General features: G+C 68.2%; 9 protein-coding genes. 6 read left to right on the top strand and 3 right to left on the bottom strand.

Annotated elements, in window-relative coordinates:
• Positions 1 to 331 (bottom strand): MmpS family transport accessory protein (locus AC2VOK_RS15240; protein WP_428901235.1); only part of this gene is annotated, 331 nt, incomplete at its 3' end.
• A 313-nt stretch (positions 332 to 644) separates the two neighbouring features.
• Between AC2VOK_RS15240 and AC2VOK_RS15235 the strand changes: the two genes are divergently transcribed.
• The 3 genes from AC2VOK_RS15235 to AC2VOK_RS15225 are packed head-to-tail and all read left to right on the top strand — an operon-like array spanning position 645 to position 5,649.
• The gene (locus AC2VOK_RS15235) at positions 645 to 1,067 is read left to right on the top strand and encodes an MmpS family transport accessory protein (RefSeq protein ID WP_421529168.1); all 423 of its coding nucleotides are present in this window, start codon (positions 645 to 647) and stop codon (positions 1,065 to 1,067) included.
• Entirely contained in the window at positions 1,064 to 3,949 is a 2,886-nt protein-coding gene (locus AC2VOK_RS15230) for an MMPL/RND family transporter (RefSeq protein ID WP_428901234.1), read from the top strand. The genes AC2VOK_RS15235 and AC2VOK_RS15230 overlap by 4 nt, the downstream gene beginning before the upstream one ends.
• A gap of 11 nt (positions 3,950 to 3,960) precedes the next feature.
• Positions 3,961 to 5,649, top strand: a complete 1,689-nt coding sequence (locus AC2VOK_RS15225) for a cytochrome c biogenesis protein DipZ (RefSeq protein WP_428901233.1) — start codon at positions 3,961 to 3,963, stop codon at positions 5,647 to 5,649.
• A 72-nt stretch (positions 5,650 to 5,721) separates the two neighbouring features.
• Here the strand turns inward: AC2VOK_RS15225 and AC2VOK_RS15220 are convergent, their stop codons facing one another.
• On the bottom strand, positions 5,722 to 6,234 hold the full coding sequence (locus tag AC2VOK_RS15220) for a mycothiol transferase (protein WP_428901232.1): 513 nt from the start codon (positions 6,232 to 6,234) through the stop codon (positions 5,722 to 5,724).
• 64 nt (positions 6,235 to 6,298) lie between these two features.
• Between AC2VOK_RS15220 and AC2VOK_RS15215 the strand changes: the two genes are divergently transcribed.
• From AC2VOK_RS15215 to AC2VOK_RS15205, 3 genes are read left to right on the top strand one after another with little or no spacing between them, the layout of a single operon-like run.
• A complete protein-coding gene (locus tag AC2VOK_RS15215; protein WP_428901231.1) occupies positions 6,299 to 8,029 on the top strand; it encodes an N-acyl-D-amino-acid deacylase family protein in 1,731 nt (576 codons plus the stop codon).
• A 38-nt stretch (positions 8,030 to 8,067) separates the two neighbouring features.
• Complete coding sequence (locus tag AC2VOK_RS15210) at positions 8,068 to 9,528, top strand: PPE family protein (RefSeq protein ID WP_428901230.1); 1,461 nt, start codon at positions 8,068 to 8,070, stop codon at positions 9,526 to 9,528.
• Positions 9,529 to 9,567: 39 nt separating this feature from the next.
• A complete protein-coding gene (locus tag AC2VOK_RS15205) occupies positions 9,568 to 9,963 on the top strand; it encodes a pyridoxamine 5'-phosphate oxidase family protein (protein WP_428901229.1) in 396 nt (131 codons plus the stop codon).
• 185 nt (positions 9,964 to 10,148) lie between these two features.
• Here AC2VOK_RS15205 and groL read toward each other — a convergent pair whose 3' ends face one another.
• On the bottom strand, positions 10,149 to 11,774 hold the full coding sequence (gene groL, locus AC2VOK_RS15200; protein WP_428901228.1) for a chaperonin GroEL: 1,626 nt from the start codon (positions 11,772 to 11,774) through the stop codon (positions 10,149 to 10,151).
• Positions 11,775 to 12,083: the final 309 nt, after the last annotated feature.

Below are 12,083 nucleotides of genomic sequence, written 5' to 3'. Positions count from 1 at the left end.
CGCGATCGACGACTTCAACGTCTCGGCCATTCCCCAGTCCGAATACGGCACAGCGCCGACGATTCTGGTGAATTCGAAACTCGCCGTCGCGCCCGCGCAGTAGTGCGGGGAAGTACGCCTTGTCGCGGTCCTCACCCCGTGAACGCGCCTCCTGATAGCGCCCGAAGACGAAGACCGCGTAGTCCGTCGACGCGGCGATGCCGATTGCACTATGCAGAACGCCTGGGCGGTTCATCCCGGCGGTCGCCGCTTCGTGCTTGACGACGTCATTCACGATGATTCGCCGGCCGATTTCGTCGCCGTCCCCCTGCGCGACCGCGTTGACGCTCACCGTGACTTGTCGACCTTCGGGCGCCACTCGGGCTTGCCGTTACGCACGCGATATGCCTTACACTTCAGGGACGGGCAGGAAGGGGCCAACCGTCCGACCCCGGGTACGGCACCGTGATTTACTTAGGCAAGCCTTGGTTGCGTACCAGCCGCACCGCCGTCTGCTCGGGTGTCCGGAACGCAGCGACGACACAGCCGGGGCCGGGGGCGGCCGGCACGACCCGGTGATCCGTAGCTGACCATGCTCGGGCGGGCGGCGGAACCGGTCGGCCCCGCCGAACCGCCGACCGGTGAAGGGGACTCCGATCTTCAAGTTGCTGTCGCGAACCTGGATTGCGCTGGTGGTCCTGGCGGTGGTCGTCGTCGGGGGATTCGTCGTGTACCGGGTCCACGGCTACTTCGGCTCCGCCAAGCGGGAGTCCTACGCCGACAGCAACCTCGAAACCCCCAAGCCGTTCAACCCCAAGCGCATCATCTACGACGTCTTCGGTCCGGCTGGAGCGGTCGCGGACATCAGTTACTTCGACGTCAACGGCGACCCGCAGCGCGTCGACGATGCCCGACTGCCCTGGTCGCTGCACATCACCACCACGAAGGCGGCAGTGATGGGAAACCTCGTCGCACAAGGGGATAGCAACACGCTCGGCTGCCGGATCACAGTCGACGGCGAAGTCAAGGCCGAGCGGATCTCCCACGAGGTCAACGCCTACACCTTCTGCCTGGTGAAGTCCGCGTGAGCGCGCCGCCCCCGGCGGCCGCGGCCGGCTCCCACCACTCCGAACGGCCCCTCCTCGCCCGGATCATCCACGTCTTCGCGGTGCCGATCATCCTGTTCTGGATCGCCGTCGCCGTCATCCTCAGCGTGTTCGTCCCCTCGTTGGAAGTGGTCGGGCAAGAACGTTCGGTGTCGCTGAACCCTGAGGACGCGCCGTCGTTCAAGGCCATGAAACGCATCGGCCACGCGTTCAAGGAGGGCGAGACCGACAGTTCGGCGATGATCGTCCTGGAGAGCAACCGGCCCTTGGGCGACGACGCGCACCGGTTCTACGACGTCCTGATCCGCAATTTGCGCGCCGACCCCCGGCACGTGCTCAGCATCCAGGACTTCTGGGGGGATCCGCTCACCGCGGCGGGCGCACAGAGCAACGACGGCAAGGCCGTGACCGTCCAGGTGAACCTCGCAGGTAACCAGGGCGAGCCGCTGGCCAACGAATCCGTCGAGGCGGTCCGCAAGATCGTGGCCGCCGTACCCCCACCGCCAGGGGTCAAGGCCTACGTCACCGGCGTCTCAGCGCTGGCCTCCGACCTGCACCACAGCGGCGACCGGTCCATGCTGCGCATCACTGCGACGACGGTGGCCGTGATCCTGATCATGCTGTTGTTCGTCTACCGTTCGCCGATCACGGTGTTTTTGCTACTGCTCACCGTCGGTTTCGAGCTGACCGCGGCCCGGGGTGCGGTCGCGCTGGTCGGGCATATCGGGCTCATCGGGCTGTCCACCTTCGCGGTCAGCCTGCTGACGTCACTGGCTATCGCGGCCGGCACCGACTACGGAATCTTCATCATCGGCCGCTACCAGGAGGCCCGCCAGGCCGGCGAGGACAAGGAGTCGGCCTTCTACACGATGTACCGGGGGACCGCCCACGTCATCCTGGGCTCGGGCCTGACCATCGCCGGTGCCACGTTCTGCCTCAGCTTCGCGCGGATGCCCTACTTCCAGACCCTGGGCGTGCCATGCGCGGTCGGGATGCTGGTCGCGGTGACGGTCGCGCTCACGCTGGGGCCCGCGGTGCTGACCGTGGGCAGCCGGTTCGGCCTGTTCGACCCCAAGCGGGTGCTCAGGGTCCGGGGCTGGCGACGTGTCGGCACGGCGGTGGTGCGCTGGCCGCTGCCCATCCTGGCCGTCACGTGTGCGGTCGCACTGGTCGGGCTGCTCACCCTGCCCGGCTACAAGGCCAACTACAACGACCGCAACTACCTTCCCACCTTCATCCCCGCCAACGCCGGCTTCATGGCCGCGGACCGCCACTTCTCGCAGGCCCGGATGAAGCCGGAGATCCTGATGATCGAGACCGATCACGACATGCGCAATCCTGCGGACTTTTTGATCCTGGACAGGCTGGCCAAGGGCATCTTCCGGGTTCCCGGAATCTCCCGCGTGCAGGCGATCACGCGACCTGACGGCACGACGATGGACCACACCTCGATCCCGTTCCAGATCAGCATGCAGAACGCCGCTCAGCTGCAGAGCATGAAATACCAGCGCGACCGGATGAACGACCTCCTCATCCAGGCCGACGAGATGGCCAAGACGATCGCGACGATGCAGCGCATGTACGACCTGATGACGCGGCTCGTCGCCACCACCCACCGCATGGTCGGCGACACCGAGGCCATGCAGCAGATCACCGACGAACTGCGCGACGAGATCGCCGACTTCGAAGACTTCTGGCGGCCTGTCCGCAGCTATCTCTATTGGGAGAAACACTGTTACGACATCCCGGTCTGCTGGTCGATTCGCTCGGTGTTCGGCGCGATCGACGGCGTGGACGAGATCTCCGATCAGCTCACCACACTGGTGGGTGACATCACAGAGCTCGACCGACTCATGCCGGAGATGGTCGCCCAATTCCCGCCCATGATCGAGAGCATGGTCACCATGCGCACCATGATGCTCACCATGCACAGCACGATGTCGGGCATCTTCGACCAGATGGACCAGATGAGCGACAACGCGACGGCGATGGGGCATGCGTTCGACGCCTCCAAGAACGACGACTCGTTCTACCTGCCGCCGGAGGTCTTCACGAACAAGGACTTCAAGCGCGCGATGAACAACTTCCTGTCCGAGGACGGGCACGCCGCCAGGTTCATCATTCTGCACCGCGGGGATCCCGCGTCGGCCGCGGGGATCGCCAGCATCGACAAGATCCAGACCGCGGCCGAGGAGTCGCTCAAGGGAACACCGCTGGAAGACGCCGAGATCTCTCTGGGCGGAACCGGCGCCGTGTTCAAGGACATCTCCGAGGGGGCCCAGTGGGACCTGGTGATCGCCGGGGTCTCCTCGCTGTGCCTGATCTTCATCATCATGCTGATCATCACCCGCGCCTTCGTGGCCGCCGCGGTCATCGTCGGCACCGTGGCGATATCCCTGGGTTCGTCGTTCGGCCTGTCGGTGCTGTTCTGGCAGCACATTCTCGGCATCGAACTGCACTGGCTGGTGCTGGCGATGTCGGTCATCGTGCTGCTGGCCGTTGGATCGGACTACAACCTGCTGCTGGTGTCGAGGTTCAAACAGGAGATCGGCGCCGGCCTGAACACGGGCATCATCCGGTCCATGGGCGGCACCGGCAAGGTCGTCACCAACGCAGGCCTGGTCTTCGCGTTCACCATGGCCTCCATGGTCGTCAGCGACGTGCGGGTCATCGGCCAGGTGGGCACCACCATCGGCCTGGGCCTGCTGTTCGACACGCTGATCGTGCGCGCGTTCATGACCCCGTCCATCGCCGCACTGCTGGGCCGCTGGTTCTGGTGGCCGATGCGGGTGCGGTCGCGGCCGCCGCGGGTCCGGGCGAGCACCGTCCGGCCGCCCGATCACTCCTTCGCCTACAGCGACTAGCCGGCCGGCCCGTGCACACGATCGCGCTCATCGGGTTCCTCGGCGGCCTGATCACCGGCATCTCGCCGTGCATCCTGCCGGTGCTGCCCGTGGTGTTCTTCTCCGGCGTCGGCGCGGCCGGTGAAAGGTCCTCCGCCCGGCCGTATCTGGTGATCGCCGGCCTGGTGTGCAGCTTCGGCGTGGTCACCCTCGCCGGTTCGGCGCTGCTGTCGGCGCTGCACCTGCCGCAGGACGCGATCCGGTGGGCGGCCCTGGTGACACTGACGCTGATCGGCCTGGGCTTGATCTTCCCGCCGCTGCAGCATCTCATCGAGCGCCCGTTCGCCCGCCTTCCGCAACCCCGATTCACTTCCCGGAGAAGCGGTTTCGGCCTCGGTTTGACGCTGGGCGCGCTGTACGTGCCGTGCGCGGGGCCGGTGCTGGCCGCGATCGTGGTCGCCGGCGGCACCGCGTCGATCGGCGCGCCGGTCCTGATCCTGACCCTGATGTTCTCCGTCGGCACCGCCTTGCCGCTGCTGGTCTTCGCGCTCGCCGGGCGGCGCGTCGCCGAGCGCGTCGCCGCGTTCCGCCGCCGGCAGCGCGCGGTGCGGATCGCCGGCGGGACAACGATGATCGTGCTGGCCGTGGCGCTGGTCTTCAACCTGCCCGCGATGCTGCAGCGCGCGGTGCCCGACTACACCGCGGCGATGCAGAAAGACCTTGGCGCCAACGACATTCGACGAAAGCTCGACCCCGGTGGCACGAAGAACGACGCGGCGGCGGGCCGGCTGGCCGACTGCATCGACGGCGCCGACCGGCTGCAGGAGTGTGGGCCGGCGCCGGCGCTGACCGGGATCACGGGGTGGCTGAACACCCCGGACGGCAAGCCGATCGACCTCGCCTCGCTGCGCGGCAAGGTGGTCCTGATCGACTTCTGGGCGTACTCGTGCATCAACTGCCAGCGGGCCATTCCCCACGTCGTCGACTGGTACGACCGCTACCGCGACGACGGCTTCGTGGTGATCGGCGTGCACACCCCGGAGTACGCCTTCGAACGGGTCCCGGCCAACGTGGCCGCCGCGGCCGCCGCGCTGCACATCACCTACCCCGTCGCCCTGGACAACGACTACGCCACCTGGAACAGCTACCAGAACCTGTATTGGCCGGCCGAGTACCTGATCGACGCCGACGGCACCGTCCGGCACACCAAGTTCGGCGAGGGCGACTACGAGGGCACCGAGGCGCTGATCCGCCGGCTGCTGGTGACCGCCGACCCCGCCCTCCGGCTGCCCTCGGCGTCCGGCGCGGCCGACGACACACCGCGGACCAGTCTGACGCCCGAGACCTACCTGGGCGCGGGCAGGGCCACCTACTACGGCGGTGCCGGCCGATACGACTCCGGCACGGCGACATTCAGCTTCCCGGCGACGTTGCCCGACAACCGCTTCGCGCTGCGGGGCCGCTGGAGCATCGACGACCAGGGCGCCACCGCGCAGAGCGACGACGCCGCCGTCCGGCTGAACTACACCGGCAAGGACGTGTACGTGGTCGTCGGCGGCACCGGCAGCATCGCCGTCACCCGCGACGGTGCGACCACCACGACGCCGATCGGCGGGCCGCCCACGCTGCACCGGATCGTGTCCGACCAGAACGCCCACCGCGACCACCTCGACATGCGGGTCGGCAAAGGCCTGCAAGTGTTTTCGTTCACGTTCGGCTAGATGGTATGACGAGGCTGGACCCTCGCCGCCGGGCCACCCAGCACCGCCACCGCGAACCACACGGGGACGAACCTACTGAATCCCCCGCAGGTAGGCGGCCTGGCCGAGATGCTGGGCGCAGTCGTCGATGATACTCACCAGCCGGGTGCCGGCCGTCACCGGCGGATCCCAGTTGGAGTCCACGATGCGGGCCAGCTCGCCGGCCGTGACCCCGGCGACATATTCGAGGGTGAGCTTGTGCACCGCGTGGTAGTAGCCGGACAGCAGGCCGGCGGGCGCGTGCACCTTGGCGACCTGGTCGGGCCCGTGACCGTAGCCGGTGTCGTCGCGCTGCAGGTCCAGGCCGAACCGCTCCACCCATCCGTCGCGGGTCCACACCTGCTCGACCCCGGCCACGTGGGCCAGCTGGATGTCCTGCACCCGTGCGCTGTGCCAGAGCAGCCAGGCGATGCTGTTGGCGTCCGGGGTGGGGCGGTAGTCGGCCACCTCGTCGGTCAGTCCGTCGGTGAGGTCGTCGACGTGTTCGATCAGCCGGGCGAACGCGTCCCGGAGGAGTTCCTGAACGGCGGCGTCGGGATCGGCCATAACGCCGACATTACGGCAGGCCGCGGCCCTGGCACGACCCCCGGCGCGGTCGTAGATTGATGAGATGACCTACGACCTCGTCATCCGCAACGGCACGATCGTCGACGGTCTGGGGGGTGAGCCCTACGGCGGCGACGTGGCGGTGCAGGACGGCGTCATCAAAGCGGTCGGCGCCCTGAACGGCGACACCGCCGCGCGCGAGATCGACGCCACCGGGCTGCTGGTCACGCCCGGCTTCGTCGACCTGCACACCCACTACGACGGCCAGTCCATCTGGTCGGAACGGCTGACGCCGTCGTCGGCGCACGGGGTGACCACGGTGGTGATGGGCAACTGCGGGGTCGGCTTCGCGCCATGCCGCCAGGAAGACCACGACGTGCTCGTCGACGTGATGGCCGGGGTCGAGGACATCCCCGGCGTCGTCATGACCGACGGCCTGCCGTGGACGTGGGAGACCTTCCCCGAATACCTCGATGCCATAGAGGCGGGACACCGTGATATCGATGTCGCCGCCTACCTGCCGCACTCGCCGCTGCGGGTCTACGTGATGGGGCGGCGCGGCGCCGACCGCGAGCCGGCCACCGCCGAGGACCTCGCGACGATGCGGGCGCTGGCAGCCGAGGCGGTCCGCGCCGGTGCGCTGGGTTTCGCGACGTCGCGGTTCGCGATCCACAAGACCGAGAGCGGATCACCGATTCCCAGTTACGACGCCGCGCGGGAGGAGATCGAACAGATCGCCCGGGGTGTCGCTGACGGCGGAGGCGGTCTGCTGCAGTTCGTGCCCGACATCCCCGCCGGCGGTTACCAGCCGGTTCTGCAGGCGGTGTTCGACGTGGCCGAGGACGTCGGGCTGCCGGTCACGTTCACCCTGGTGGTGGCCAACGCAGGCGATCCGACATGGGAGGACGCCATCACGATGATCGAGAAGGCGAACTCCGCCGGCGGAGACGTCACCGCCCAGCTGCTACCGCGCCCGATCGGGCTGATCATCGGGCTGCAGCTCACCGCCAACCCGTTCGTGCTCTACCCCAGCTACCGCGAGATCGCGCACCTGCCGCTGGCCGAACGGGTCGCCGAGATGCGCAAACCGCAGGTGCGCGCGCGCATCCTGGCCGACAAACCCGGCCACGGTCACCCGATCCTGTACGTGGCGCAGATGTGGGACTGGATCTACCCGCTGGGCGAGAACCCCGACTACGAGCCCGACCCGTCGACAAGCATCGGAGCCCGCGCCCGCGCCCGCGGGGTGGACCCCAAAGAGGAGGCGTACGACCGGCTGCTCGACGACGACGGACGCGCCATGCTGCTGGTCGCCACCAGCAACCTGGCAAACAACTCGCTGGACACCGTCGGCACGTTGCTGCACCGCGACGACGTGGTCCTCGGTCTCGGCGACGGCGGCGCCCACTACGGGATGATCTGCGACGCCAGCTACTCGACGTACTTCCTGACGCACTGGGCGCGCGACCGCACGTCGGGCCGGTTCAGCGTGTCCGAGGCCGTGCGCGCGCTGACCTCGGTGCCCGCCCGGGTGGCGGGCCTGGGTGACCGCGGCCGCATCGCCGTCGGCTGCAAGGCCGACCTCAACGTCATCGATCACGCCGCGCTGCGGCTGCACAAACCGGTCATCCGCCACGACCTGCCCGCAGGCGGGCGCCGCCTGGACCAGACGGCCGACGGTTACGTCGCCACGATCGTGTCCGGCGAGGTGATCGCCCAGAACGGCGTCCCCACCGATGCCCGGCCCGGCAAGTTGGTTCGCGGCCGGCGGTCATCCCCAGCACCCGCCCGATAACGCCACGAACGGCATGCTGTCCCGGTTAAGTTGGGTCAGTGACGAGCCCGCATTTTGCGTGGTTGCCGCCAGAGATCAACTCGGCATTACTCTTCGCCGGTCCTGGAGCGGCGCCGCTGCTTGCTGCGGCGACCGCGTGGGAAGGGCTGGCCGAGGACCTGGCGTCGTCATCATCGTCGTTTTTGTCGGTGACGACGGACCTCGCCAGTGCGTCGTGGCAGGGCGCTTCGGCGACGGCGATGCTGTCGGTCGCCACCCAGTACTCGGGGTGGCTGAGCGCGGCGGCGGCCCACGCCGAAGCGGCAGCAAGCCAGGCGACGGCGATCGCGGGTGCGTTCGAGGCGGCGTTGGCGGCCACGATCCAGCCGGCGCTGGTCACGTCAAACCGGATGCTGGTGCAAGCGCTGGCAAACACGAATTGGTTCGGGCTCAACACCCCGGCGATCATGGACACCGAGGCCGCGTACGAGCAGATGTGGGCGGCCGACGTCGCGGCGATGTTGAACTACCACTTCGACGCCTCGGCGGCCGCCGGTCAGCTGGCGCCCTGGCGGGAGGTCCTGAACAAGCTCGGTTTCCAGTTCAGCAGCAGCCAGCTCACCAGCATTCTGCCCGGTATCGGCGGCCATGTCGCCAATCTCGGTTTCGGCAACGGCGGCAGCCAGAACGTGGGCGTCGGCAACTTCGGGAACAACAACCTGGGCTGGGGCAATCTCGGAAACGGAAACATCGGCCTCGGCAACATGGGCAACAACGATTTCGGCATCGGGTTGACCGGCAACAACCAGATCGGCTTCGGCGGCCTCAACTCGGGGAGCGGGAACATCGGCCTGTTCAACTCCGGTAACAACAACATCGGCTTCTTCAACTCTGGCAACGGCAACTTCGGGATCGGCAACGCCGGCTCGTTCAACACCGGCTTGGCCAATGCCGGGAACATGAACATGGGGCTGTTCAACAACGGGTCCGCCAACATGGGCGTCTTCCAGAGCAGCGCCCTGAGCGCTCAGGCGGGCCCCGACGCCGGCATGCTCGGCTCCGGCCGCTACGTCACCGGCGGACTGAGCGCCGCCAACATGGGTTCGGGGCTACTCAGCTCGGCCACCGTCCACACCGGCGGGCTGAGCGCGAGCCTGGGCCACGCTGCACTGCTCAATCCCGCCGCGGCCGGCGCCCCCTTCGCCGGACCGGTGGACCAGCCCGCCGCCGCCGTCGGCGGCGTCGGGTCGTTCGGCGCGAACGCCACCGCCATCGCCCCCGCCGGCGCTGCCCCTCCCGCCTTGGGCTCCGTGGGCGTGCGTGCCGTACCCACCGCTTCCGCGGGCGTCATCACCCCCGCCGGCGCCGCCCCCACCGCCGACACCGGGATGCGCAGCAATCCGCCCGCTCGTGAGCCGGGGATACCCACCTCGGGCTTCTTCAACAAGACCGACCGCACCCCGGCCGGTCCGAACCCGGGCATCAGGGAGCTGAGCCTGCTGCCGAGCCCGCCCGGATAGAAACCCGTTTCGCCAGGCCCGGCGCCTATCCTCGAGACCATGCGGACGAAAAAGAAGGTGGACCTCCAGCGGCTCGCCGCCGCTCTCACCGACTACGCCTACGCATACCTGATCACCGTCGACGACGGCTATCACGTGCACACCGTGACGGTCGCGCCGACGTTACGCGACGGGACTTTCGACGTCGGCCCCATCGGCGGGAGCACCCGCGACAACCTCGCCCGGCGCGGCGATGTCACCCTGCTGTGGCCCCCCACCGAGCCGGGCGGCTACTCGCTCATCGTCGACGGGCATGCGCAGGACGCGACGCCCGGTTCCGCGTCCCTGAGCGTCGTGCCCGACCGCGCGCTGCTGCACCGTGACGCCGCCCCCGACTCACCCGGAGCGGCCAAGGGAGTCCTGCACGACTGCGTCGTGTTCTCGCTGCCGGTCTAGGGGGCCGTCAGCATCAACAGCGCGCCCAGTCATGCGGTGCTGCACCGCAGGGCGGCTCCGGGGTCGTCGAGCAAGCCCGGCTGCAAGGACGACTGCGTGCCGCTCGAGGAATCCTGAGACACGAAAAAACCCGGCCCCCAAGGGAACCGGGCTTTTTCGTGCAGGGAATTCTACGGTTGTCGGACTTAGAAGTCCATGCCGCCCATGCCGCCGGTCGGGTCGCCCGCGGGAGCGGCCGCCTTCTCCGGCTTGTCGGCGACGACGGCCTCCGTCGTCAGGAACAGCGCGGCGATGGACGCCGCGTTCTGCAGCGCCGAACGGGTGACCTTGACGGGGTCGGCGACGCCGGCCTTGAGCAGGTCCTCGTACTCGCCGGTGGCGGCGTTCAGGCCGGTGCCGGCGGGCGAGTTGCGGACCTTCTCGGCCACCACGCCGGGCTCCAGGCCACCGTTGAAGGCGATCTGCTTCAGCGGTGCCTCCAGCGCCACCCGCACGATGTTCACGCCGGTCGCCTCGTCACCGTCGAGCTTGAGCTCGTCCAGAGACGGCGCCGCGTGCAGCAGGGCCACGCCACCGCCGGCGACGATGCCCTCCTCGACGGCCGCCTTGGCGTTGCGGACCGCGTCCTCGATGCGGTGCTTGCGCTCCTTGAGCTCCACCTCGGTGGCGGCGCCGGCCTTGATCACCGCAACACCGCCGGCCAGCTTGGCCAGGCGCTCCTGCAGCTTCTCGCGGTCGTAGTCGGAGTCGCTGTTCTCGATCTCGCTGCGGATCTGGGCCACCCGCCCGGCGATGGCGTCGGTGTCACCGGCGCCCTCGACGATGGTGGTCTCGTCCTTGGTGACGACGACCTTGCGGGCCTTGCCGAGCAGGGCGACGTCGGCATTCTCCAGCGACAGGCCGACCTCCTCGCTGATCACCTGACCACCGGTGAGGATCGCCATGTCCTGCAGCATCGCCTTGCGGCGGTCACCGAAGCCGGGCGCCTTGACGGCCACCGACTTGAAAGTGCCGCGGATCTTGTTGACGACGAGGGTGCTCAACGCCTCGCCCTCGACGTCCTCGGCGATGATCAGCAGCGGCTTGCCCGCCTGGATGACCTTCTCCAGCAGCGGAAGCAGGTCCTTGACGGTCGACACCTTGGAGCTGACCAGCAGGATGTAGGGGTCCTCGAGGACCGCTTCCTGCCGCTCGGCGTCGGTGACGAAGTAGCCCGAGATGTAACCCTTGTCGAACCGCATGCCCTCGGTGAGCTCGAGCTGCAGGCCGAAGGTGTTGGACTCCTCGACGGTGATGACGCCCTCGTTGCCGACCTTGTCCATCGCCTCGGCGATCAGGTCGCCGATCGACTGGTCGCCGGCTGAGATGGCCGCGGTGGCAGCGATCTGCTCCTTGGTCTCGACCTCCTTGGCCTGCTTGAGCAGGGTCTCGGTGACCTTCTCGACGGCCTTCTCGATGCCGCGCTTGAGGCTCAGCGGGTTCGCGCCGGCCGCGACGTTACGCAGGCCCTCCTTGACGAGTGCCTGGGCCAGCACCGTGGCCGTCGTCGTGCCGTCACCGGCGACGTCGTCGGTCTTCTTGGCGACCTCCTTGACCAGCTCGGCGCCGATCTTCTCGTAGGGGTCCTCCAGCTCGATCTCCTTGGCGATGGACACACCGTCGTTGGTGATCGTGGGGGCACCCCACTTCTTCTCCAGGACGACGTTGCGGCCCTTGGGGCCCAACGTCACCTTTACCGCGTCGGCGAGGGCGTTGAGCCCCCGCTCGAGGCCGCGCCGGGCCTCTTCGTCGTACGCAATTATCTTGGCCATTGCGAAGTGATTCCTCCGGATCGGGAATGAAACTGGGGTCGCCGGGCGGCGACAACCCAATTACTTACGCTGGCCGGGCGCAGTGCCCGCGACGGACGACCAGACTGGCCTCACCGTCCCGACCTAGCACTCACCGTTGGCGAGTGCCAACGTCATTCTTAGCACTCGCCTATGCCGAGTGCAAGAACGGGGCAGGCTTATCGCGGCGGGCGTAAACCGTCGATGACGACGTCGGTCGCCCGCTCGGCCGGCGCCGCGGCGTCGGCCTGCACCGCCTGGCATCCGACGAGGATGGCCTTCAGATCCCGC

The sequence above is a fragment of the Mycobacterium sp. TH-M116 genome (assembly GCF_057473685.1).
This window is presented reverse-complemented; position numbering and strand designations above follow the sequence as displayed.